The sequence below is a fragment of the Psychrobacillus insolitus genome (genome assembly GCF_003254155.1).
In the GTDB taxonomy this organism is placed as follows: domain Bacteria; phylum Bacillota; class Bacilli; order Bacillales_A; family Planococcaceae; genus Psychrobacillus; species Psychrobacillus insolitus.
The window spans coordinates 662,963-686,676 of record NZ_QKZI01000001.1 but is presented as its reverse complement, the minus strand read 5'-3'; the positions used below and the strand labels follow the sequence as shown (position 1 = coordinate 686,676).

At 34.4% G+C, this 23,714-nt stretch carries 22 protein-coding genes; 15 read left to right on the top strand and 7 right to left on the bottom strand.

Annotation, left to right across the window (positions count from 1 at the left end; genetic code table 11):
• On the bottom strand, positions 1-1,356 hold the full coding sequence (locus tag C7437_RS03335; protein WP_111438211.1) for an MATE family efflux transporter: 1,356 nt from the start codon (positions 1,354-1,356) through the stop codon (positions 1-3).
• A gap of 44 nt (positions 1,357-1,400) precedes the next feature.
• Between C7437_RS03335 and C7437_RS03330 the strand changes: the two genes are divergently transcribed.
• The gene (locus C7437_RS03330) at positions 1,401-2,477 is read left to right on the top strand and encodes an undecaprenyldiphospho-muramoylpentapeptide beta-N-acetylglucosaminyltransferase (RefSeq protein ID WP_111438210.1); all 1,077 of its coding nucleotides are present in this window, start codon (positions 1,401-1,403) and stop codon (positions 2,475-2,477) included.
• Between the two features lie 129 nt (positions 2,478-2,606).
• Here C7437_RS03330 and C7437_RS03325 read toward each other — a convergent pair whose 3' ends face one another.
• A complete protein-coding gene (locus C7437_RS03325; protein ID WP_111438209.1) occupies positions 2,607-3,152 on the bottom strand; it encodes a GNAT family N-acetyltransferase in 546 nt (181 codons plus the stop codon).
• Positions 3,153-3,873: 721 nt separating this feature from the next.
• On the opposite strand from C7437_RS03325, the gene C7437_RS03320 reads away from it, so the two are divergent.
• The 7 genes from C7437_RS03320 to C7437_RS03290 all read left to right on the top strand — a co-directional run bounded on the left by C7437_RS03320 (position 3,874) and on the right by C7437_RS03290 (position 13,375).
• Positions 3,874-4,548, top strand: coding sequence for a response regulator transcription factor (locus tag C7437_RS03320; protein ID WP_111438208.1), 675 nt, complete (start codon positions 3,874-3,876; stop codon positions 4,546-4,548).
• Positions 4,545-5,918: a sensor histidine kinase gene (locus C7437_RS03315; protein ID WP_111438207.1), complete on the top strand. Its 1,374-nt coding sequence runs from the start codon at positions 4,545-4,547 to the stop codon at positions 5,916-5,918. Before C7437_RS03320 ends, C7437_RS03315 begins: the two co-directional genes overlap by 4 nt.
• A gap of 262 nt (positions 5,919-6,180) precedes the next feature.
• Positions 6,181-8,979 carry a 2-oxoglutarate dehydrogenase E1 component gene (locus C7437_RS03310; RefSeq protein WP_111438206.1) on the top strand — a complete coding sequence of 933 codons (2,799 nt, stop codon included), beginning with the start codon at positions 6,181-6,183 and terminating at the stop codon, positions 8,977-8,979.
• A gap of 62 nt (positions 8,980-9,041) precedes the next feature.
• The gene (gene odhB, locus C7437_RS03305; protein ID WP_111438205.1) at positions 9,042-10,268 is read left to right on the top strand and encodes a 2-oxoglutarate dehydrogenase complex dihydrolipoyllysine-residue succinyltransferase; all 1,227 of its coding nucleotides are present in this window, start codon (positions 9,042-9,044) and stop codon (positions 10,266-10,268) included.
• A gap of 106 nt (positions 10,269-10,374) precedes the next feature.
• A complete protein-coding gene (locus C7437_RS03300; RefSeq protein ID WP_111438204.1) occupies positions 10,375-10,572 on the top strand; it encodes a DUF6501 family protein in 198 nt (65 codons plus the stop codon).
• Between the two features lie 46 nt (positions 10,573-10,618).
• Positions 10,619-11,482, top strand: a complete 864-nt coding sequence (locus C7437_RS03295; protein ID WP_111438203.1) for an AAA family ATPase — start codon at positions 10,619-10,621, stop codon at positions 11,480-11,482.
• A 9-nt stretch (positions 11,483-11,491) separates the two neighbouring features.
• Positions 11,492-13,375 carry a vWA domain-containing protein gene (locus C7437_RS03290; protein ID WP_111438202.1) on the top strand — a complete coding sequence of 628 codons (1,884 nt, stop codon included), beginning with the start codon at positions 11,492-11,494 and terminating at the stop codon, positions 13,373-13,375.
• 16 nt (positions 13,376-13,391) lie between these two features.
• Here C7437_RS03290 and C7437_RS03285 read toward each other — a convergent pair whose 3' ends face one another.
• On the bottom strand, positions 13,392-14,582 hold the full coding sequence (locus tag C7437_RS03285; protein WP_111438201.1) for a toxic anion resistance protein: 1,191 nt from the start codon (positions 14,580-14,582) through the stop codon (positions 13,392-13,394).
• Positions 14,554-15,231 carry a 5-bromo-4-chloroindolyl phosphate hydrolysis family protein gene (locus C7437_RS03280; protein WP_111438200.1) on the bottom strand — a complete coding sequence of 226 codons (678 nt, stop codon included), beginning with the start codon at positions 15,229-15,231 and terminating at the stop codon, positions 14,554-14,556. The genes C7437_RS03285 and C7437_RS03280 overlap by 29 nt, the downstream gene beginning before the upstream one ends.
• A 520-nt stretch (positions 15,232-15,751) precedes the next feature.
• Here C7437_RS03280 and C7437_RS03275 point away from each other — a divergent pair.
• A complete protein-coding gene (locus C7437_RS03275; protein ID WP_111438199.1) occupies positions 15,752-16,030 on the top strand; it encodes a DUF1033 family protein in 279 nt (92 codons plus the stop codon).
• Positions 16,031-16,220: 190 nt separating this feature from the next.
• On the top strand, positions 16,221-16,421 hold the full coding sequence (locus C7437_RS03270; protein WP_111438198.1) for a cold-shock protein: 201 nt from the start codon (positions 16,221-16,223) through the stop codon (positions 16,419-16,421).
• 50 nt (positions 16,422-16,471) lie between these two features.
• Here C7437_RS03270 and C7437_RS03265 read toward each other — a convergent pair whose 3' ends face one another.
• On the bottom strand, positions 16,472-17,131 hold the full coding sequence (locus C7437_RS03265) for a hypothetical protein (RefSeq protein WP_111438197.1): 660 nt from the start codon (positions 17,129-17,131) through the stop codon (positions 16,472-16,474).
• Positions 17,132-17,241: 110 nt separating this feature from the next.
• On the opposite strand from C7437_RS03265, the gene C7437_RS03260 reads away from it, so the two are divergent.
• Complete coding sequence (locus C7437_RS03260; protein WP_111438196.1) at positions 17,242-17,730, top strand: YkvA family protein; 489 nt, start codon at positions 17,242-17,244, stop codon at positions 17,728-17,730.
• 30 nt (positions 17,731-17,760) lie between these two features.
• On the opposite strand, the gene C7437_RS03255 is transcribed toward C7437_RS03260, so the two are convergent.
• Positions 17,761-19,356, bottom strand: a complete 1,596-nt coding sequence (locus C7437_RS03255; protein ID WP_111438195.1) for an ABC-F family ATP-binding cassette domain-containing protein — start codon at positions 19,354-19,356, stop codon at positions 17,761-17,763.
• Positions 19,357-19,593: 237 nt separating this feature from the next.
• Here C7437_RS03255 and C7437_RS03250 point away from each other — a divergent pair, with 237 nt between their 5' ends.
• From C7437_RS03250 to nadD, 3 genes are all read left to right on the top strand, one after another.
• Positions 19,594-20,394 (top strand): NUDIX domain-containing protein, encoded by an 801-nt coding sequence (locus tag C7437_RS03250; protein WP_170122301.1) that lies wholly within the window; start codon positions 19,594-19,596, stop codon positions 20,392-20,394.
• Positions 20,395-20,434: 40 nt separating this feature from the next.
• Complete coding sequence (locus C7437_RS03245) at positions 20,435-20,983, top strand: cysteine hydrolase family protein (protein WP_111438977.1); 549 nt, start codon at positions 20,435-20,437, stop codon at positions 20,981-20,983.
• A 98-nt stretch (positions 20,984-21,081) separates the two neighbouring features.
• Entirely contained in the window at positions 21,082-21,726 is a 645-nt protein-coding gene (gene nadD, locus C7437_RS03240; RefSeq protein ID WP_111438194.1) for a nicotinate (nicotinamide) nucleotide adenylyltransferase, read from the top strand.
• Positions 21,727-22,121: 395 nt separating this feature from the next.
• Here nadD and msrA read toward each other — a convergent pair whose 3' ends face one another.
• Complete coding sequence (gene msrA, locus C7437_RS03235) at positions 22,122-22,640, bottom strand: peptide-methionine (S)-S-oxide reductase MsrA (RefSeq protein ID WP_111438193.1); 519 nt, start codon at positions 22,638-22,640, stop codon at positions 22,122-22,124.
• Positions 22,641-22,757: 117 nt separating this feature from the next.
• Between msrA and C7437_RS03230 the strand changes: the two genes are divergently transcribed.
• The gene (locus C7437_RS03230; RefSeq protein WP_111438192.1) at positions 22,758-23,699 is read left to right on the top strand and encodes an LCP family protein; all 942 of its coding nucleotides are present in this window, start codon (positions 22,758-22,760) and stop codon (positions 23,697-23,699) included.
• Positions 23,700-23,714 lie beyond the last annotated feature (15 nt).

Sequence of the window (23,714 nt, the reverse complement as noted above, 5' to 3'; positions counted from 1 at the left end):
CTAGATTGGTTTTTTTGATAATTTCTTTTGTAAAAATATGAGTCGTGAAACGAGTGTAATGGCCCCTAAAGATAATCCTACGATAAGGCCGATCCAATAACCAAATCGTTCGAATGATGTAAAGTTAGCTAAGATATACCCTGTAGGGAGTCCGATGATCCAATACGAAATGATCGCCATAATAAATGTAACAGTAACATCTCTGTATCCTCTTAGCGCTCCTTGTACTGGAGCTTGGACGGCATCTGAAAGTTGAAATAAGGCTGCAAAGAAGAAGAACTGAACTGTTAATGTGATCACATATTCGTCATCTGTATAGATCGATGCAATTGGTTCTCTGAAAATCAGCAAAATGGAAGAAGAGATAAAGCTAAACATAACTGCTGTTGCTACACCTAACCAACTATATGTTTTTGCATCTTTGTAACGTTTAGCTCCAACCTCATGTCCAACTAAAATGGTAGCCCCCATAGCGATACTTAATGGGATCATATAAAGAAGAGAGGTGAAGTTCATTGCAATTTGATGAGCTGAAATAACTGCTGTGGAATAAGCACTCATGAGTATGGTTACAGCAGAGAAAATTGTAGTTTCTGCAAAAAGAGATAGTCCTATAGGAATGCCGATTTTCGACAAAGTGCCAATTTTTGCAAAGGATGGTTTACTCCAATTTTTAAAAATTGCTATTTCAGTAAATGGTTTATTTCGATAAACAATCATAATCGCTATGATTAGAACGAGCCAATATGTGAGTGCTGAAGCAAGTCCGGCACCAGCACCTCCTAATGCAGGGAACCCAAATTTCCCGAAAATAAAGATATAGTTCAATACAATATTAATCGGTGCTGAAAGCAAAGTAATAAACATGGATACGCGTGTTCGCCCTAAAGCATCGATAAAAGATCGAAGAACACTAAATAAAAATAATGGGATCAAACCAATACTCATCATATACAAATATTTCTTCGCTACAATGCGTACACTATCTTCAAGAGGAATAAGCTGAAGAATTGGGTCAATTAATAGAATAATCGCGGCAAAAACTAGGAAAGCCAATACAATAGCTATATAAAATCCTTGTTGAACAAAGGTACGTACATCTTCCTTCTTTTTTGCACCCATTAATTGTGCTACAATTGGAGTAATTCCTATTAAAATACCAGTTAGACCAGTGTAGATAGGAACCCAAATAGATGATCCGATGGAAACACCAGCTAAATGATAGATACTATATTTACTTGTCATTAAAATATCGAAAAAGGTCATTAAATAGAGTGCGACTTGTGTGACTAATATTGGGACTACAATTTTAATCATATGAAAGCTTTTATCGGTTAGTGTTTTCGTTTTGTGCAATTTGCATACATCCTTTTAAGTTTTAAATAGTTAGGAGATTATTAATGAATAATAACACAATTTTATTAACAGGTGGAGGTACTGCAGGACACGTATCGTTAAATCAAGCGATTATTCCTGAATTAATAAACAAAGGATATGATATACACTATATAGGCTCATATGATGGTATTGAAAAGTCGTTGATAAACGATAACTTTCCTTCCCTTCCATATCATGCAATTTCAAATGGAAAACTAAGAAGATACTTCTCTTTTAAAAATTTCTCAGATCCATTTAAAGTGTTATATGGGACGATGCAGGCACTTAATGTATTAAGAAAAGTTAAACCTTCTCTTGTTTTTTCAAAAGGTGGATTTGTATCTGTTCCAGTAGTGTTGGCTGCTAAACTATCACATATTCCAGTAGTCATTCACGAATCTGATTTAACGCCGGGTCTTGCAAACAAGATAGCTGGCTCATTTGCAGAGCATATTTTTACTGTGTTTGAAGAAACGGTAAACTATTTACCGATGGAAAAAGCGTCTGCTATTGGAGCGATTATTCGACCGGATCTATTTAACGGGAGTGAAAAGGTAGCAGAACAGCTAACTGGTTTTGATGCAAATAAGGAAACCATTATTGTCATGGGTGGTAGTCAAGGAGCAACGAAAATTAACAATGCTATTAAAGAAAATCTGGAAGCCTTAACAAAGGATTATCAAGTGATTCACTTATGTGGAAAAGGGAATCTAGATCTAACATTACAAGGGACATCAAATTATATTGCTTTTGAATATGTTACAGATGAGTTACCTCATTTGTTGAAAATAGCAAACTATGTAATTAGTAGAGCAGGTTCAAATTCTATTTTTGAATTTTTAGAATTGAAAAAACCGATGTTGCTTATTCCATTATCTATTCATGCAAGCAGGGGAGATCAAGTATTAAATGCAAACTTTTTCAAAAAAATGGGTTATGCAATTGTATTAGAAGAAGAAAATTTAACGGCAAATACATTTATCCAATCTGTTACGGAGCTTGTTCAAAATAAAGAAGAGATAATGGATAAACAATTTACTGCAAAATCATCTAAAACTCCGATGCAATTTACAGAATTACTGCTTACTTATAAAAAATAAAGAAAAAGCAAACGTTTAAAAGAAATCCTTTTAGACGTTTGCTTTTGTTCTAAGATAAGAAAACATATAAAAATCCTGCATAATATGTCTAGCTACAGCGCCTTGCCCCGACAGGAGCTTCCGCATTTCTTATATCGCTTGTTCTTCTTCGTTATTTTGTTGCAACATTACGAAGTGGAACAGATCTTTTGGAATATAGAATAATTCGTAAACATCCCCATTTTTGTTGATTTCTTGATAGATAGCAGGATGTGTTTCATTTGCACTCATTGCGTATTTTAGCTTTTCTGTTGCACGAATACTTTTTGGATTGTTTTTTCTAATACGAAGAAAAACTGTGTGTATACCTAACTCATAAAACAGTTCTTCAAGGAATTGTTGTTTTGCTTTTTTATTGTAACCAAGTCCTTGAAATGGCGTTCCCAACCATGTACCTAAAAAGCCAGCACCATTTTCTACATCAAAAAGATTAATAGTGCCAATAGGCTGACCAAAATCACTAATAATTGTTCGGGTGATTGTTATCCCTTTTTCTTCTTCTTCCATTAACTGTTTAGTAGCAAACCAATATTCATCAGGTGAAAAAGCCTTATGACGAACATAGGTCATGACCGTTGGATCCGACATTAATTCATAAAGAGAAGTACATTCGTGCAAATCTCGTTTTTTAATCAAAAAAAGCGCCCCCTAAATAGAACCGTAAATGAGCTGTGTCATCCTAGTCCCAGAAATTTTTCACTTCAAAGTGCATAAAAAATTTCGGGGTAGGAATCGAACCTACTAGGACCAGCTCAAAAACTGGTGGCGCACCATTTGCCTTCCCTCGACAAATTAAAATTTGTCTTATAAAATTATTTGCTTTAATAATATACTAAGTTTTTCCCCGTTTGCATAGTGTTTAAACATGTTTTTTTTGTTAATTTTTAATGTAAAATTATTTTGAAAATTGCATCAAAATAACTTGTTTCTTCTAACTGAAATACATATAATTAATGCAGACGCTATAAGGGGTTAACGCATAAAATGGTTCAATCATTTTCAAGACATTTACTGTAATTTATTATATGATTTTGATGATGATTTTGCTTCCCTTTTAGAGTAGAAAAGTTGAAAGAAAATATTGGTAACTGCTATCTTAATATATGATGAATAAGCTTAATATATTTACTACTAGATGAAGCCGTTCATGTATTATGAAACGGTTTTTAACAGATAAGAACATATATAAAATTTGTGCATAATATGTCTAGCGTAAGCCGCCTGTGCTCCTGCGCGAAGCAGGTCATGTCTGTTATGCCACAGGATGTGGCGTTAATAACAGACCTTCCTCATCCCCATTTGCCTGCCTTACGCAGTGATAGGCGCTTGCGCTTTTCTTATTAGAAAGGGGAAATACATGACTAGACATATCCTTTTAATAGAAGATGAAGTAAATATAGCGAATTTTGTTGAACTTGAATTAAAGCATGAAAATTTCCAAGTAACTATTGCTCATGATGGAAGAGTAGGTGCTGATCTAGCGTTAGAGAATAATTACGATTTGCTATTAGTAGACGTGATGCTCCCTAGCTTAAATGGATTGGAAATATGTAGAAGGGTTCGTAAGCAAAAAAATACTCCCATTATATTAATAACTGCAAGAGATGCTATTATAGACCGGGTCTCTGGATTAGAGGCGGGAGCAGATGACTATGTTGTGAAACCATTTGCAATTGAAGAATTATTAGCAAGAATTCGTGCAGTTTTAAGAAGAGTGGAAGTAACAACCGAATCGAATTCGAATTTGTCTGTTAAAGGACTTACGGTTAATCAGAATGCGCATCAAGTAGTTTATGATGGTGTTGAAATTGAATTGACTAAAAGGGAGTATGATATGTTAGTTTTCTTGATGGAAAATGCGTATAATGTATTAACGAGAGATGCTATATTAGAAAAAGTTTGGGGTTATGATACAGAAGTTGAAACAAATGTAGTTGACGTGTATATTCGTCATTTAAGAAAGAAACTTCCACTGGAGGTCTCATCGATTATCGAAACTGTTAGAGGCGTAGGGTATGTGATGAGAGAATGAACAATTGGACTTTACAAAAAAAATGGACATACAGTGCAGCTATATCTATTTTCATAAGTTTTTTAGCCATGTGCATTATTTTATATTTTTCTATATTTAATTGGATGTTAATTTCTGAAAAGAAGATTGCTCAAAATACATTGAATGAAGTTGTTGGTTTTTTTGAATCTAGAGGTCCGATTATTTCTATACAAGACATTCAACGTAATAAAACTTTATTAAATCAATTGGTGAATCAAGAGCAATCAGTACGGATACTGAACTCAGATGGAATCGAAATTCTTCGGATTAATGATGCAAGTGATTTTCCGAACTTCTCATCCGAAGTAGCTTTTGAATTTGAATTACAAAATATTAATAATAAATTGCTCTATCATAATACAGCTGAGATCGATTTTGGATCCTTTGTTGGTTATTTAGAAATATCTCACAGTCTACAAAATTTTTCGCAATTAATGAACTATATATTAATAGCTATGATTATTTTCGCGTTAATCGCATTAGTCCTTTCAGCTTTTATTGGGTATTCATTGTCAACTATATTGTTAAAACCTTTAAAAGAACTTCGTGATGAAATGCAAGAAGCAAATCAATACAAGTTTTCAAAAGAGATTACTTTCCAATATACAAATAATGACGAAATTGGAGAGCTCTTAACTATTTACAAACAACTTATGAATGAAGTTTCTGAAACTATAACGAAGCAAGATGAATTTATTCATAATGTTTCACATGAATTGAGAACACCTATCCAAGTAGTAGAAGGTCATTTATCTCTTTTAAATAGATGGGGGAAAAATGATAAAATAGTATTAGAAGAATCATTAGAAATATCCCTATCTGAAATACAAAAAATGAAAAAAATGATTGAAGAAATGTTGAAACTTGCAAAAAGAGAGAATTCAAATGAAGTTCTAGAGACTGATGTATCCAAAGTATTATTAGGTCTCCAAAAGAAATATAAATCTTTAAAACCTGAAGTAACGATTATAATTGCATCAGATTTAGATGAAGTCTTGCCTGTTCCTCAAACTGCTCTAGAACAGATTATTCAAAATCTAATAGATAATGCCATAAAGTACAATGAAAATAAACCAGAAATTAACATAGAAGTTACCAAAAGTAATCTATATTATGTGATTTCGATTGAAGATAATGGTGTAGGAATCTCTCAAAAACATTTACCTAAAATATTTGAAAGATTTTATAAAGTTGATGCATCAAGAACAAAAATAAAAGGTGGATCTGGGCTCGGGTTAAGTATTGTACATGCACTCGTAAAAGAATATAACGGAATTATTAAAGTAGAAAGTAAGGAACATTATGGAACAAAATTTAACATTTTATTCCCTAAAATGACAAATGAATAAAAAAAACAGTGGAAATTGAATAAAATAGTTTAAATTCTCATTTAAATTACTAAAAAGCATTGTTTTTTCCCCCCATAGTAGTAAGATAGATATGGAAAAATTGTTCTTTTTCGAGGAAGCTTTCAGTCCTTTCAAAACAGTGGTAAACTATAAATATGTACAAATTATGAATGGGAAAAAGTGTATAAAAAATATTTTAACTTTATTTTCATGCTGAATTTATCAATGCCTAGATGGCAAAATATGTTGGAGGTTTTTCTAAATGTCGAACAATCAATCACCTTGGTCAGCTTTTTCTGGACCGAACCTTGGTTATGTAATGGAGCAGTATGATTTATTCTTACAATCTCCGGAAGAAGTGGATGCTGAATTAGCAAGCTTATTTAAGCAGTATGGTGCGCCAGTATTACCTACTTCAACAAATAGCTCAACTTCTTCTTCAGATTTAGCACCGAACAATTTCGGTAAAGTTTTAAATGCGATTAAGTTAGCAGATGCTATTCGAACTCATGGACATTTAACAGCTAATATCTATCCATTGAATGATGGTCCAAAAGTGAATCCAAAAATTGATGCAAGTACGTATGGATTAACAGATCAAGATTTAAGAGAAGTACCAGTTTCATTACTAATTTCTAAAGCAGCAAGTAATATTACGAACGGTTTAGAAGCTATTGAACATTTAAAATCTATTTATACAAACAAAATTGCTTATGAAATCGCACATATAGTTAATGCGGAAGAGCATGCATGGTTACAGGATAAAATTGAAAGTAGCGCTATTCAAAATAAACTGTCTCCTGAAGACAAAAAACAATTACTTAAACGTTTAACAGAAATAGAAGGTTTTGAAAAATTCATTCATCGTACATTTGTTGGGGCAAAGCGTTTCTCTATTGAAGGTTTAGATTCATTGGTTGTATTAATGGACGAATTAGTACGTCAATCCGATACAACAAATACAAAACAAGTGAACATTGGGATGGCCCATCGTGGTCGTTTAAATGTATTAACTCATGTATTACAAAAGCCTTATGAAATGATGTTCGCTGAATTTGCGCATGTACCGAATGAATCATTTTTACCAAAGGATGGCTCATTAGAAATATCAGAAGGCTGGTATGGTGATGCAAAATACCATAAAGGTGCTACATTCCACTCACAATCAGGATTAACGTTAAAATTAGCTTATAATCCATCACATTTAGAAGTTGTGAGCCCAGTAGTTACGGGGCAAACTCGTGCTGCTCAAGAAACAACAAATGTAGCAGGTTATCCGGTCCAAGATAAAAATGCAGCTTTTGCTATTTTAGTACATGGGGATGCCGCATTCCCTGGACAAGGTGTAGTAACAGAGGTATTAAACTATAGTCGTGTTCGCGGTTTCCAAACTGGCGGTTCTATCCATATTATTGCCAACAATATGATTGGATTCACAACTGAACATTTTGACTCTCGTTCAACTCACTATTCTTCAGATCCAGCAAAAGGATATGAAGTGCCAGTTATTCATGTAAATGCAGATGATCCAGAATCAGTTATTGGTGTAGCTAAATTTGCTTACGAATATCGTCAAAGATTTGGGAAAGATATTGTTATTGATCTTCTTGGATACCGTCGATATGGCCATAATGAAATGGATGAGCCTTTAGTTACAAACCCAGTAATGTACCATGCAGTTCATAAACATCCAACGGTTCGTGAAATTTATGGTCAACAATTAGTGGATGAAAAAATGATTGAATCGAATGAAATAGAAACATTAGATGAATCAGTATTTAACGATATGCAAAAAGCTTATGACCGTGTTAAAGAGCTTCCGCAATCAACAGTTCATGAAATTGTTATTCCGGCCGCTGTATTAAATGGTATGCCAGATGTACAAACAGGTGTAGAAGAAAGTAAGCTTGCGAAGATTAATGAAGAATTATTAACTTGGCCAAATGAATTTACACCATTTAAAAAGCTTGAAAAAATCTTGAAACGTCGTGAAGAGCCGTTTAACGGAAAAGGTAAAGTGGATTGGGGACATGCAGAAACACTTGCATTTGCAACTATTTTACAAGATGGTAATTCCATTCGTTTAACTGGTCAAGATGCTCAACGAGGAACTTTCTCTCATAGACATTTAGTTTTACATGACGCAGTAACAGGTGATGAACTGACACCAATTCATCATATTAGTGAGTCAAATTCATCTTTCGTAGTTCATAATAGTCCTTTAACCGAATCAGCAATTCTAGGATATGAATTCGGATACAATTTAGAAGATAATAATTCATTATCTATTTGGGAAGCTCAGTACGGCGATTTTGCGAACATGGCGCAAGTGATGTTTGATAACTTCATCAGTTCAGCGCGTGCTAAATGGGGCTTAAAATCAGGACTTGTTATGTTGTTACCACATGCTGCAGAAGGTCAAGGAGCAGAGCATTCAAGTGCCCGTTTAGAGCGTTATTTAGAACTTGCAGCTGAGAATAACTGGACAGTTGCGAATCTATCAAGTGCAGCAAACTATTTCCATGTTTTGCGTAGACAAGCTATAAAATTAAAAGATGAATCAATTCGTCCGTTATTAATTGTTTCACCAAAATCATTGCTACGCCATCCATTAGTTGGAGCGAGCGTTGCAGAATTAACAACAGGGAAATTTGAACCTTTAATCGAGCAACCAGGTTTAGGGAAACAAGTTGATAAAGTTGAAAAAATCGTATTTGCTAGTGGTAAATTAGCAATTGACTTAGCGGATAAAGTAAAAGATGGTTCTAGTTTTGACCATTTACACATAATTCGTGTAGAACAATTGTACCCATTCCCGGCTAAGAAAATAGAAGAAATTTTAGAGCGTTATCCAAATGTAAAACAACTTACATGGGCTCAAGAAGAACCTGAAAATATGGGTTCTTGGAACTATGCACTTCCAAGATTATTAGATTTAGCAAATGATAAAAAAGTAACTTATGTAGGCCGTATTCATCGTTCAAGCCCAGCTGAAGGTGATATGGATACGTATAAAGTAGAACAAACACGTATTATTGAAGAAGCATTAAATAGTATTTAACTTCATTTAGCAAATACGCTAAGCGAAATTGATGTAGAGATAAATTAGAGGAGGAAATTTAAGTGGCAGAAATCATAGTTCCAGAATTAGCAGAATCAATTACAGAAGGTACAATCGCACAATGGTTAAAACAACCAGGTGATACAGTTGAAAAAGGTGAATTTATCGTTGAACTTGAAACAGATAAAGTAAACGTAGAAGTTATTTCTGAAGAAGCTGGAGTTGTAAGTGAATTACTATTTGCTGAAGGTGACACAGTTCAAGTAGGAGAAGTAATTGCAATAGTAGGAGCTGGGTCATCGGCATCAACACCAGCATCAACACCAACACCAACGCCAGTAGAAAAAGCGCCAGAAGCACCTAAAGCTGCTGCACCAGTTGCAGTAGAAGCTACTACTGAACAAGATCGTACAATTGCAAGCCCGGCAGCTCGTAAATTAGCTCGTGAAAAAGGCATCAACTTAAGTGAAATTTCACCAGTTGATCCAATGGGTCGCGTTCGTGTACAAGACGTTTCAGCACATAATTCAACACCGACACCAACTGTGAAACCACAAGCACCAGTTGCTGCAGCAGCAAAAGAAGATGATGGACGTACAACTCGTGAGAAAATGTCTCGCCGTCGTCAAACAATTGCAGCTCGTTTATTAGAAGTTAGACAAAGTACTGCAATGCTTACAACATTTAACGAAATTGATATGACAAACGTGATGGCATTACGTTCTCGTAAAAAAGATAAATTCTTCGATGATCATGATGTTCGTCTTGGATTCATGTCATTCTTTACGAAAGCAGTAGTTTCTGCACTTAAAAAATATCCATACGTAAATTCTCAAATTGATGGAAATGAAATTGTGAAAAACAATTTCTACGATATCGGTATTGCTGTTTCAACTGATGGTGGATTAGTTGTGCCAATCGTTCGTGATGCAGATCGTAAAAACTTTGCTGAAATCGAAGGGAATATTGGAGAACTTGCTAAAAAAGCTCGTGATAACAAATTAGCACTTTCTGATATGTCAGGCGGATCATTTACTATTACAAATGGTGGCGTATTCGGTTCATTGCTTTCTACACCAATTCTTAACGGTACGCAAGTTGGGATCTTAGGAATGCATACAATTCAAAAACGTCCAATCGCTGTTGGTAACGAAGTTGAAATTCGTCCAATGATGTACGTTGCTTTATCTTATGACCACCGTGTAATCGATGGGAAAGATTCTGTTGGATTCTTAAAAACAGTGAAAGAGCTTCTTGAAAATCCTGAAGATTTATTACTAGAATCTTAATACACTTTATAGATACAGACGCTCATAAATTGAGTGTCTGTATTTTTTTTCTTGATTGAAAATTTTTGAATACTTCCGTATACTAATAAGAAAAGGAAGTGTTTAGATGATACATACGAATTGGATAACTACACCAACACTTAAAACAGTTACATGTACACAAACAGAGGCTAAAAAGTTCTTAGTAAGCAATGTTTTAACAGTTGGGAAATCATATGAAGTAAAAAATGAAACAGAAGAGTTTCTATTTGTCGTTGACAATACAGGTAAAGTTGGCGGATTTTACAAAGAATATTTTCAGTAAAAAGTCGATGAATTTCATCGGCTTTTTCTTTTAAGGAGAAAACAATATGATAGATTTAGTTGGAAAAGAACAACAGATTCGATTGGATAGAATCCATAATGACGAAGATCAGCGATTAATCGGTGCTGGAGGTTATCTGTCTCCTAATGAGTATTTATTGGAAGATGTACAAATTGCAGTTTCACTAAAAAAACCTGTGCTATTAAAAGGTCCAACTGGTGCCGGGAAAACAAAGCTAGCAGAAACAATTTCAGCTTTTTTCAAGCAACCTATTCAAAGTATAAATTGCTCTGTAGATCTAGATGCAGAAGCATTACTGGGCTTTAAGACAATTGTGTTGAAAGATGGACTTAACTCTATTGAGTTTGTAGAGGGACCCGTTATTGAAGCAATGAAAAAAGGGCATATTTTGTATATAGATGAAATTAATATGGCGAAATCAGAGACTTTACCTATTTTACATAGCGTCCTCGATTATAGGAGAATGCTAACAAATCCATTCACTGGTGAAGTTATATATGCGCACCCTGATTTTTCTGTTATTTCTGCTATTAATGAAGGGTATATTGGGACGACTCCGATGAATGAAGCATTAAAAAACCGCTTTGTTTCTTTTTCTATCCCTTATATTACTGGCGATTTACTAAAAAGTTTATGGAGTGATTTATTCCCAAATGCACCGAGCGAATTACATTTCCTCATGTTAAACTTAGCAGAAGATCTAATGGATCAGGTGAAGCAAGGGTTGCTCTCTGAAGAAGCTGCTTCTATCCGAAGTTTACTTTATGCAACAGAACTTGCACAGTACATGGAACCAATGCGAGCAATTACATATGCGATTGCCGAAAAACTAGAAGATGAACAAGAGAAAAAATTAGTATTGGAATTAGCTTCATCTTGGGTAAAGTGAGGGATATAGATGACCTCTGTTAATAGATTTATACAATTTAACAATGAAACGATTGATGCAAGACAATTAATGCATTATGAAAATCTTGCAAGGGCACTTTCCAAACACAACCATGTAATAATTAATGAACGAAAGCTAATGGAGTTTCAACCGGTAGAACAAACGATTGCCATTAGTGTTTTTTGGAGACATCGCGAAATAGATATTATGCATGCAGGTAGGCTTTCTGATATATACCTATTAATGGAAGGCTTTTGGAAGCATTTTGATATTCATGCTTGGGAAGATTTCCAATCAACAAGATCACCGATACTTTCTAAGCTACTGGATCAGCTTGTTTTACTAATGGAAGAGTTTCGGTTAATGGAACTGATTCAGAAAAAGAGAATTGGGACTGTTAAGCTTTTTAAAGTGAGAGTTCAAACGTATTTGGCTTTTCACAAACAGCAGCTACGTATAAATAGTCAAAAAGGATTCCTCGCTGATGCATTTTTGAATTATGTCTTTATTGGAATGTATGAAGGGACTATGCATACTACTGGACCAAGGGATTTTGATAAGGCTGACATTTTAATACAGAAAGTATATGAGTGTAAGAGCACAGAATCTGTTACAGAGCTTGTGTATCAACTGTACGATTTAATGCAGGATATTCTATTGCACGATACGAAATTACAATATTATGCTATTTTATCGGCTTCCTCTATATCAAACACTGATTTTCATTATCATCAAGGGATGAAGGAAAGTGAACTTGGGGAAGAAGAGAAGAAAGATACTATAGAAGAAGTGTTTCGAAGTTGGCATAGAGAAAATAAGCAAGAAACTGGAGTTCATTTGCAATATGAGCTTGAACATGGTCGAGATGGCAAAGCGGATTTAGATGGGGCAGCTGAAGAAGGAAGAGAAGGTCATGAGATTACAGAAATTGGACAGGGACAATCTACCGGAGATTCGAGAGAAATAAATCAGACCGAAGTTTCAAACAAAAAATCAGATTCTATGAAAAAAGCTGGAAAAGAATTTGGTAAGGAACATGTAAATGTTGTTTACGAAGAAAAACGTATGGAAGTATTAGCTAATAGTCAAAGCAAGCAATTGCTTCAACGATATAGACAAGAACAAGCACCCTTTGTTAAATCCTTTGTTCAAGAAATGAAAAAAAGAATGGAACAAAAAAAGGTTGATAAACGAATCAATTTAACGAAGGGGAGATTATCCTCTAAGCAAACAGTTCTTTGGACTGATGAAAGGCCAAAGCCTTTTTATAAAAAAAATGCACCAAGTCAGCAACTAAATGCCGTATTTGGGCTTTTAGTAGATGGATCTGCTTCCATGCAAGATAAATTAGTGGAAACAAGGAAAGCAGTTTTGTTATTTCACGATGTGTTAAGAGAGTTAAAAATTGCACATGAAATTGCTCTACATTATGAAGATGCTTTCGAAGCGTCCGAAGAAACACAACCGAATACATTCGAATGGATTCATAAATTAGAAGATGGGCCAAGTGATAATGGTCAAGAGATTTTATCAATTGAATCACATGAAGATAACCGCGATGGATTTTCATTAAGATGGATGGGGAAACGGTTAGTTAACAGGCCGGAAGCACATAAATTTATATTAATGTTTTCAGACGGAGAACCTTCTGCGTTTGGATATGCTCAAAATGGAATAATGGATACTGCTGAAGCAGTAGTAGAGCTCGAGCAAAAAAAGATTTCCGTGTTACACTTATTCTTAAATGACACTGAGGCCAGCGAAGAACAATTAAAGCTTTTTCATTTAATATTTGGAAAAAGGACAGCAACTGCTTCTTCGTTAGAAAAATTTTCAGATGAGACATTGCGCATGTTGAAAAAAATATTACAATATGTCGTGAAAAGTACTTAAGAAAACCGCTCTTCGATTAAGAAGGGCGGTTTTGTGATTGATCAGCAATAAGGAGTAGTCTTTGTTTAAGTTCTTCTTCCATACGACCAATTTCAATTTCGGCAGCTTTTCGTTTAACTCGTCCATCTGCTTGAATACGCATGGTTTCTTCAATTGTTTGTAGGAGATTTTCTTGTGTTTTCTTAAGTGTATCTATTTCTACGATACCACGTTCATTTTCTTTTGCTGTTTCAATGCTATTAACTTTTAACATTTCAGAGTTTTTTAGCAATAAATCATTGGTGGTTCTTGTCACTTGTTTTTGTGCTTCCACTGCTTTTTGCTGACGATTAAGTGTAAGTGCAATTGCTATTTGGTTTTTCCATAGTGGAATGGAAGTCATAATAGACGATTGTATTTTCTCTGCTAGTGTTTGGTTTGTTTGTTGAATCATTCTAATTTGCGGAGCACTTTGAATCGTAATTTGTCGGGATAGCTGTAAATCATACATACGTTTTTCTAGACGGTCGACAAACTGAGCCATATCATTTACTTCTTGGTATGCCATTTGGTCATTTGAGGCTTCTGCTTTGCGACGAAGTTCAGGAATTGTTCCACTGATTATTTCATCTTTTTTTACTTCCGCAGCTGCAATATAAATGTTAAGTGCTTGAAAATATGCTTTGTTTTGATCATATAATTTATCTAACATTTGGACATCTTCTACTAGGCCTCGTTTAGAATGTTCTAATTGAATCCCGATTCGATCCACTTGTGTACTTAATTTTTGGTATTTCGTCATCAGTTCTTGAACGGAACGGTTCACTCGACTAAAGAGTTTTTTAATACCAGTTTTTTTCTCCATGGATAGCTCTTCCGGATTAATTTCGGAAAGCTTTTTCATCAAGTCACCTAAAATATCCCCAACAGGACCAATATCTTTTTTCTGCACATGGTCTAACATTTGATGTGAGAATCGGGAAAGTTCTGTCTGTGCATTAGCTCCATATGTTAAAATGGCTTCGTAATTTCCAACAGGAATTTGGTCAGCCAATTGGTGTGCTTTTTGTTGTTCTGATTCGGACAAGCGATCAATCAGCTTAGTTGGTAAAGGTTCGCTAGTTGTAGGAGCGATAGTATTAGTTGCAACCTTATTAAGATCAAATGGATTGGCTAATAATTCATCCATTAGTAAATCATCATTTGTATTCGATAACTTTTCGCTCATCTTCGGATTCTCCTTTTAGATATAAAGGTTGTTCTTTCTTATGTGTAGATAGTTTTACAAAGTCTAGCTCCATTTTAAGTTGTTCAATGTCTGATGCTAGTAACCCTTCTAAATCTTGTTCCATAATAGAATTAATAGATTGTAAAGTTTCTCGTGTATCTTGCAGGGCGATCTTGATGTCAGTACTTTTAACTGGTTGTGATACTAGTAATGTATATTTGGATGTCAGTTCAACTGCAGAGTCTAAATGCGCATAGAAAAATTTCTCTGCTTGATAAAACTTACGTGGATTCGATTTCACTAACGAAACGATTCTTTTAGCAAGTCTATTCATCTCAAAAAGTTGTTTAAATGAATTGAAGGACCTAACTTTTGTATAGTGCTTGTTTAGAATGGATATTTTGGTATTAGCTTCCTTTAGTTGTTTTCGAATATGAAAGTATTCAGATGGAGTTAACTGATGTTTTTTCATGATACGTCGGTGTTGTATTTTTTTGATAGTAAAATTGGATATAATATATATCCCTATTGCTAAGCCTGAACTTATCCAAAATCCTGTATTTACCATAAAATAGAGGATAGACCAAGATGTAATCATTACTGGAATATTGATAATGTGTCGAATGAATGTTTGAATTATACCACTCATTATTAGTTACCTCCTTATGCTGCTACATTACATTATACGAATAAAAGGGAAGAAGGTTTCACTTTAGAACAGAGTATAAGTTATACAACATCGGATTCCATGAAAGTGTATCCTTTCCACTCTTCAAAAATTTCAATTTCGAAAGCATTATTTAACGTAAATGGAGAGACTCCTTTTTGAATATAGATTAGAAATTCATCCAAGCTATTTTCATTTCCTTCAATATCTATAAAAACCCCATTATTCTCGATAACCTTGCAGACACCTTTTAAACTTAGTTATTGTGCTTTCTGTTTGACGGGAAAACGGAAGTCGACGCCATGAATATCTCCATGCATTTGAATGTGCGCTCTTTTTTTCAAGTAACTCGACTCCTCTCTCGAAAACTATATACCTTTATTATAGCTTAACTATATATTGAAGGACATTCATTTGATTTTGGAAAACAAAGCAGATAATTAGACTTTTTATGTTTTAAATGTAAAATATGAAGTAATAATAAAGGTAAGAGGCGATTAATATGTTTGAGATTATTTATATGAAAGCGGATTTTGAACCTTGGTGGGCTTTTGAAGGTTGGGAAGAACACATCATAAAAAAATCTACATTTGATAATCAACAAGAGGCCCTAGTCTATTTAAATGAATTGCTTACTGAATTTCGAGAAAAGTTCCCTAAAGAGAAAGGGAAAGATGAAAAGTATTGGGCATTTTGGTCTGAAAAAGAACAGTGTTTTTGCGAGTCATGTGACGAAGATTTACAGTTATATCACGGAATCATATGGAATGAATTAGAGTAAATGATTTAGAATAATCAAATTATTTATTGACAATATTTAGCCAAATGATATAATTATACTAACAATTACAAGAGAAAACAGTATTAGTTATTCACATATCCTATGTAGTGATCGATGTGATATCGGTACTTCATGGAATATGTGAATATTTTTGTTTTCACGTATTGATTAAATTTTTGGAGGTAATAGAATGGAACAAGGTACTGTAAAATGGTTTAACGCGGAAAAAGGATTTGGATTTATCGAAGTAGAAGGTGGAAATGATGTATTCGTACATTTTTCTGCAATTCTAGGAGAAGGCTTCAAATCACTTGAAGAAGGACAAAGAGTAGAATTTGAAGTAACAGAAGGAAACCGTGGGCCACAAGCTGAAAATGTAACGAAACTATAATAATCGAAAAGAAGCTGTCTCAAAGTATCACACTGAGACGGCTTCTTTTTTTACTTCACTTTTTCTATCGTTGATGAAATAATAGTTTCCTGCTCTCCTTCATACATAATAAACTCACTTTTTATTTCGCCAAATTCTTTTGCAAAATATTTCCGATTTACGTTCCCTTGTTCTTCTTTTTTCTCGATAACAATTACATCTGTAAACATTTGAAGAGGAGTTTCAACAGTTTCACTTGTTGAAGTAATAATCCAGTCGTTAAATTCTGTTCCTACTTCAAGGGGAGTAGATAAGTAAATCCCAATTTCTGGCATGGCATCTAATTCTTCTACAGAAGGCATCTGTGCGTCATATGCTTCTCCGATTTCAGCTAGTAAACTAATTTTATCAGTCGAAATTCGATAAATCCGTTGCATGACAGTACCGCCATTATCTTCATAGGTTGCAACATAGTTTTCATTCATCCACTGTGTTTTTAAGGAGTAAGAGGCATACTCATTGCCATCTCCGAGAAACTGCGCTGTTGAACCATCTGTTAAGAAGAATTGGTTTAAATTAGTTTCTGGTGGAACTAGTTCAGGTTTGTCAACTGTTGATGTAGGAGTTTCACCTTCTATTGGTTCTTTAACTGTATCATTGTCAATCGATGGATCTGCTCCACAACCAAAGAGAAAGAAAAAAGGGAAAACTAAAAAAACTAATTTTTTCATAAACTTGTACCTCCTTATCTTATCTATGCATTTGACGTTTAAACTGTAATTATGTTTCAAAATCATTTATTTTTGGTATAGTAGATAGATAAGAGGGAGGAGAGAAGTAAATGAATACAGAACTAAAAAAAGAACTGCCAGCTTTAAAAGAACAGCAAGATTTTTATGTGAATTTACGTTCGAAAATTGCTAATTACTTAGAAAGTAAAACGGGAAGAGCAAGTAAACTTTCTCCTTATTTATTATTTGCTCCAGATTTATTTCATTTATTAGTAAAAGCGATGTTGGATAATCGCATAGATACGAAAAGTAAAACACTGATTGGTAGTGGAATTTTATATTTTATTACACCTATCGATATTTTACCTGAAGGGCTAATAGGTCCTGGTGGATTTATAGATGATATTATTGTGGCTGCTTTTGTTGTAAATATGCTACTAAATAAATTTTCACCAGAGATTATTGAAGAGCATTGGGCAGGGGATGTAAAATTATTGACTGCACTTAAAAAAATAGCTGAAACTAGTGATACATTGCTTGGAAAACTTCCAGCAAGATCATTACTTGGACGTTTTATAAAGACATCAAAAAAAGCGTAAGGCATCGTAGCCTTACGCTTTTTTTGATTTTTACTGTTTATCGCGCCATTCTAAGAATTCATCATACGTTAACTGTTTGTCTAAAATAGATCCGTCTTCACGAATTTCAATCACACGGTTTGCTATTGTTTGGATGAACTGATGGTCATGAGATGTGAAAATCATTGCACCTTTAAAAATAGTTAAACCATTATTTAGTGCTTGTATCGATTCTAAGTCTAAGTGGTTTGTAGGTTCATCTAGTAATAATACATTCGATTCAGAAAGCATCATTTTAGAAAGCATACAACGAACTTTTTCTCCACCGGAAAGTACAGAAGGTTTTTTCTTCACTTCTTCTCCAGAGAACAGCATACGACCTAAGAAACCACGTAAGAATGTTTCGCTTTGATCATCAGGTGAATATTGACGTAACCAATCTACTAACGAAGGCTCATCTCCTTCGAAGTATTTTGCATTATCTAGAGGGAAGTATGCACGAGTAGTTGTTACACCCCAACGGATAGAACCTTCTTGTGCTTCCTCCTCTTCAGCGAGTACACGAAGTAAAGCAGATTTTGCCAGCTCATCGCCAAGTAGAATGATTTTGTCGTCTTGGTTAAGTGTGAAATTCATTTTAGAGAATAGTTTTTTATCTTCTATTGAATAACTTAAATCTTTCACTTGTAATACATCATTACCAATGTCGCGTTTCATAGAGAAGTTTACAAACGGATATTTTCGTGAAGATGGTCTAATATCATCTAACTCAATTTTATCCAACATTTTTTTACGAGAAGTGGCTTGTTTCGATTTAGATGCATTTGCACTAAATCGAGCAATAAACGCTTGAAGTTCTTTAATTTTTTCTTCTTTTTTACTGTTTTGATCAGAAGCCATTTTCGAGGCAAGCTGACTTGATTCATACCAGAAGTCATAGTTCCCAACATAAACTTGAATTTTACTGAAATCTAAATCCGCAATATGCGTACATACTTTGTTTAAAAAGTGACGGTCATGGGATACAACAATTACAGTATTATCAAAATTGATTAAGAAGTCTTCTAACCATTGAATAGCTTTAATATCTAAATGGTTAGTAGGCTCATCTAGTAAAAGAACATCAGGTTTACCAAATAATGCTTGAGATAATAATACTTTTACTTTGTCAGAACCTGTTAACTCGGCCATTTTCTTATCATGCATATCATCTGAAATTCCTAATCCTTGTAATAGAATAGCTGCTTCAGATTCTGCTTCCCATCCGTTAAGATCGGCAAATTCTCCTTCAAGTTCAGCGGCACGCATACCGTCTTCATCTGAAAAGTCTTCTTTTGCATAAATAGCATTTTTTTCATTCATTACTTCATATAAACGTTTATGACCCATCATTACCGTTTCAAGAACAGAATACTCTTCATATTCGAAGTGATTTTGTTTTAATACAGCCAAACGGTCATCTGGGTTCATAATAACATTGCCTTCTTGTGTCTCAATGTCACCAGCTAATATTTTAATAAATGTTGATTTACCTGCTCCATTTGCACCGATTAACCCATAACAGTTACCCGAATTAAACTGTATATTCACGTCTTCAAATAGTTTACGATCTCCGAAACGAAGACTCACATTACTTACTGCAATCATGGTAGTACCTCCTAAAATTCACAATGGTCTTATTATAGCATGAAGTTTAAACAAAATCTATAAATGCTTGATTTCAAAGGGGTTAAAGATACTTCAATTAGTGAGTGGATCCAGAATAAACTAAATAAACGGATAATTATCTTGCGTTAAAAAGATAAAGGTGTAAAATAACAATTAACAAGTAGTTAATTAAAAAGAGGGTTAATAAAGTACCTAAAAGAAGGGCAGACAAAAATAATGGGGAAATATAAGACAGAAGAAGAAATGCTAGAGAATTACGATATAAAAAATTATAAAACGCCAGATGGATACACAAGCGACATTGCCGTATTTACTATTATTTCAATCGAAGTAGAAAAGCACAAACCTCCACTAAAAGAGTTGAAGTTGATGTTGATTCAGCGAGCAGAAAAGGATGCTGAAGGGGAACCAAATGTAGAAGGTGGTAAATGGGCATTACCAGGTGGATTTGTTCAATCAGATGAAACAGCCATTGAAGCAGCCTCTAGGGAGTTAGAAGAGGAAACAGGGATAAGCGGTCTCAAGATAAAACACTTCGGTACATATGATAAGCCTGGACGTGACAAACGGGCTTGGATAATCTCGAATGCCCATTATGCAATTGTGCCTGAGAATCAATTAAGTAAACGAAAAGCAGCGGACGATGCATCAGATGTTCGATTATTCACCTTAGAGGAAATTAACCAGTTAGGGCTTGCTTTCGATCATGAACAAATTATTAAAGATGCCATTTGGATTATTAAAAAAGATATGGCATTAACTATATTAGCAAAGAACTTTTTACCGAAAGAATTCGTGTTGTCAGAATTACAGGGTGTACTACTCACCATATTAGATGAAGCATGGATCAAATTAGATTCTCAATTTTTTAGAAAAGCACCAACACTACCATTTATAGAGAAAGTAATGTTTAATGGAGAGTTTAAAAAATCAAATAAATGGTCTAAAAATAAGGCGCAATTATATAGTTTTACCGATTTTGAGCCTTTTGTTTCCATCTATCAGGCAAACTATTAATTTTCAGTTTATTGATTAACTATAAAGGAGCGGATGAATGATGAAAAAGGCATTATTAAACGTTGATTATACGGTGGATTTTGTAGCAGACAATGGAGCATTAACTTGTGGTAAACCGGGACAAGATATTGAAGGAACTATTGTACAATTAACGGAGGATTTTATTTCGAATGGTGACTATGTGGTGTTTGCTATTGATACACACCAGAAGGATGATCAGTACCACCCCGAATCGAAGCTATTTCCACCTCATAACATTGAGGGAACGAAGGGCAGAGATTTGTACGGAGCACTCAAAGAGGTATACGAAAACAACAAAACTAGTGAGCGAGTCTATTGGATGAACAAAACTAGGTATTCTGCATTCGCGGGTACGGATCTAGAACTAAAACTTCGCGAAAGACAGATTACAGAAGTTCACCTAGTTGGTGTATGTACAGATATTTGTGTACTGCATACAGCAGTGGATGCTTATAACAAAGGCTTTAAAGTAGTTGTGTACAAAGATGCTGTCGCAAGCTTCAATCAGCAAGGACACGAATGGGCTTTAGGTCATTTTAAAGATAGTATCGGTGCAGAGATCAGATAGAAAAAACAGCTCATTATTTCAACTTCACATTGGAAGAAGATTTTCAGTCCAATCAAGATAAAACGGTACAACTAATTTGGATTACTTGGAGGAAACTTATGGCTAAGATAGGAATTTACGGGTCATCCTTTGACCCCATCACCAATGTGCATCTTTTTACGGCGAGCACTATAGCGAATCGTTGCAAGTTAGATAAGGTAATATTTTTACCTTGTTCCAATAAAAGAAAAGATAAAGCGCTGAAAACTGAGGACGAACACCGTTGGAATATGGTAGAAATGGCGATTGACTCTGATGAAAAATTTATTTTAGATGATTTTGAAATGAAGCAAGATGCTTGGAACATCTCCAGCTACGATGCAATGGAATACTTAAAGAAAATATATCCAGAGGACGATTTATATTTCATAATGGGTGCAGACTTGTTAGTCGATATTGTGGAAGGCAAGTGGGGAATCGCAGAAAAATTAGTGAGCGAAAATAAATTCATTGTTATGGCTAGAGACGGTATTGATATGTTGAAAGTGATAAGTGCTTCTCCTTTGCTACGTAATAACGACGATGGAAGCACTTTTCACTTAATCGATAAGGGCATTGCCATGGAAATCAGTTCTACCTATATTCGTGATGAATTTGCTAATGGCGGGGAAGCAAAATACCTCTTACCTACAAATTGCTATAGCTATATTAAAAAGAATAAATTATACGGGTGGGAAAATTCGTCCGAGGAAAGTCAGACATAGAAAATACAATAAGATTAGGCTATGGCAAAGTGAGTGGTTGATTTATATAGAAAATTGAGCTTGGAGAAATATTTCCAAGCTTTCTTGTTTTAGTCTCAAATGCTCCAAGAGTTCGTGGCTAAAACAAGAAAGCGGTCCTCAAACGAGCCTATGAAAAAATATTCCCAAACCTCAAAAAAGCCCAAAACTCACATACGACATATTTTTAAATAAGTACAAAAACAGGAGAAAAGTCTCTTTTGGCACTTATTTTCGGATAAGTCGTATAGTCATATTTGCTATATTTTATAAAGCATGATTTATATATTAAATCAAAATATTAATCTGCATTTTTAAAAAATTATTAGCTACAATAAAAGCAGGCAACTAACACAAAATAGTTAGTTGCCTGCTTTTTAATCCCGGTTTTTACTTAGAAATTCGTCACGTCCTGATTGTTTACGGTCTTCTTCATAGTGACTCGGATTCTTTTTATAAAAGTCTTGGTGATAATCTTCAGCTTCGTAAAAAGTTTTCGCTTCTCTTATTTCTGTTACGATTGGTTTTGAAAATTTACCGCTAGTAGCAAGTTGTTGTTTGGACTTTTCTGCAAGGACTATTTGTTCAGCGGAATGAGTGAAAATGGCTGCTTTATAATTCTCCCCACGGTCTTGGAATTGTCCTCCAGCATCTGTTGGATCTATTTGTTGCCAAAATATTTCTAGCAGTTGTTCATATGGGAATATAGCGGAATCATATTGAATTTCTACTACTTCCAAATGACCAGTTGTACCTGTTTTTACATCTTCATAAGTTGGATTATCTATATGTCCACCCATATAACCAGAAGTTACTTTATGTATACCATCCCACGAATCAAATGGTTTTACCATACACCAAAAACAGCCTCCTGCGAATGTTGCCTTTTCAATCATTGAGACCCCTCCTTAAACTTCATAGAATAGTGTATCACTTGACATTATTATGTACAAAAATATGAACCTAAATGGCTTTAATACGTTATTATAGATAGATAAAGGAGAGATTTATGTATGGGAGAGTCAGAACAAAGACAAACGAGACATATACGAAAAAGAAAACTAAGAGTGGGAAGAGTATTTAGCTTAATACTAGTGCTCTTATTTCTAGTCGGTGGTGTATATACAGTTATTCAATACATGAATGGCTATAATTCTGCAAAAGGAGAAATTGTTACTTCTAGCAAATTCACTGGAGACACATGGAACGATGGAGACCGTGAGAATACTTTAGTATTAGGAATTGACTCACGAGGGGAAGAACAATCTCGCACAGATACAATGATGCTTGTTTCCTGGAATAAAGAGAATAACGATGTAAAAGTCATTTCTTTTATGCGAGATATTTATGCAGACATTCCAGGATATAAATCATATAAATTGAATACGGCATATTATTTAGATGGAGTTCAATTAGTTAAAGATACGATTAGCGGTATGTTCGATGTGCCGATTCATCATTATGCACTAATAGATTTTAATAGTTTTGAAACATTAGTAGATATAGTTGCTCCTAATGGTGTGCCGATAAATGTTGAAAAAGACATGTCTGAAAAAATTGGGGTTACTTTGACTAAGGGGCAACAGAACTTAACCGGGAAAGAATTATTAGGTTATGCTCGTTTTAGATCGGATGAAGAAGGTGATTTTGGACGAGTTAACAGACAACAAATCGTTATGGAAGCATTACAAAATGAAATTCTGTCAATAGGCAATCTAGCGAATATACCTGAATTTATAGGTGCAACAGAAGGCTATATTGAAACGGATCTAACCAAAAAAGACAAAATCGACAGAGTTATAGACGCTGTTACTAGTGGTAAGCTTAGTATGGATAAATTAACTGTTCCAACAGAAGGAACATACTACTATAAAGATTATTCTCATGCTGGATCAGTCATTGAAATTAATTCGGAAGAAAATAGAGCAACTATTCAAGAATTTTTAGGGAAATGATGATTAATTTCCATT

What these genes read in the sequence shown, in the direction of transcription:
- C7437_RS03260 (WP_111438196.1), top strand. Translation starts at nt 17,242, where the DNA reads ATGAATACAGAACTAAAAAAAGAACTGCCAGCTTTAAAAGAACAGCAA.
- C7437_RS03265 (WP_111438197.1), bottom strand. Translation starts at nt 17,131, where the DNA reads ATGAAAAAATTAGTTTTTTTAGTTTTCCCTTTTTTCTTTCTCTTTGGT.
- msrA (WP_111438193.1), bottom strand. Translation starts at nt 22,640, where the DNA reads ATGATTGAAAAGGCAACATTCGCAGGAGGCTGTTTTTGGTGTATGGTA.
- C7437_RS03300 (WP_111438204.1), top strand. Translation starts at nt 10,375, where the DNA reads ATGATACATACGAATTGGATAACTACACCAACACTTAAAACAGTTACA.
- C7437_RS03295 (WP_111438203.1), top strand. Translation starts at nt 10,619, where the DNA reads ATGATAGATTTAGTTGGAAAAGAACAACAGATTCGATTGGATAGAATC.
- C7437_RS03310 (WP_111438206.1), top strand. Translation starts at nt 6,181, where the DNA reads ATGTCGAACAATCAATCACCTTGGTCAGCTTTTTCTGGACCGAACCTT.
- C7437_RS03290 (WP_111438202.1), top strand. Translation starts at nt 11,492, where the DNA reads ATGACCTCTGTTAATAGATTTATACAATTTAACAATGAAACGATTGAT.
- C7437_RS03270 (WP_111438198.1), top strand. Translation starts at nt 16,221, where the DNA reads ATGGAACAAGGTACTGTAAAATGGTTTAACGCGGAAAAAGGATTTGGA.
- C7437_RS03330 (WP_111438210.1), top strand. Translation starts at nt 1,401, where the DNA reads ATGAATAATAACACAATTTTATTAACAGGTGGAGGTACTGCAGGACAC.
- C7437_RS03320 (WP_111438208.1), top strand. Translation starts at nt 3,874, where the DNA reads ATGACTAGACATATCCTTTTAATAGAAGATGAAGTAAATATAGCGAAT.
- C7437_RS03255 (WP_111438195.1), bottom strand. Translation starts at nt 19,356, where the DNA reads ATGATTGCAGTAAGTAATGTGAGTCTTCGTTTCGGAGATCGTAAACTA.
- C7437_RS03245 (WP_111438977.1), top strand. Translation starts at nt 20,435, where the DNA reads ATGAAAAAGGCATTATTAAACGTTGATTATACGGTGGATTTTGTAGCA.
- C7437_RS03315 (WP_111438207.1), top strand. Translation starts at nt 4,545, where the DNA reads ATGAACAATTGGACTTTACAAAAAAAATGGACATACAGTGCAGCTATA.
- C7437_RS03230 (WP_111438192.1), top strand. Translation starts at nt 22,758, where the DNA reads ATGGGAGAGTCAGAACAAAGACAAACGAGACATATACGAAAAAGAAAA.
- nadD (WP_111438194.1), top strand. Translation starts at nt 21,082, where the DNA reads ATGGCTAAGATAGGAATTTACGGGTCATCCTTTGACCCCATCACCAAT.
- C7437_RS03275 (WP_111438199.1), top strand. Translation starts at nt 15,752, where the DNA reads ATGTTTGAGATTATTTATATGAAAGCGGATTTTGAACCTTGGTGGGCT.
- C7437_RS03280 (WP_111438200.1), bottom strand. Translation starts at nt 15,231, where the DNA reads ATGAGTGGTATAATTCAAACATTCATTCGACACATTATCAATATTCCA.
- C7437_RS03285 (WP_111438201.1), bottom strand. Translation starts at nt 14,582, where the DNA reads ATGAGCGAAAAGTTATCGAATACAAATGATGATTTACTAATGGATGAA.
- C7437_RS03250 (WP_170122301.1), top strand. Translation starts at nt 19,594, where the DNA reads ATGGGGAAATATAAGACAGAAGAAGAAATGCTAGAGAATTACGATATA.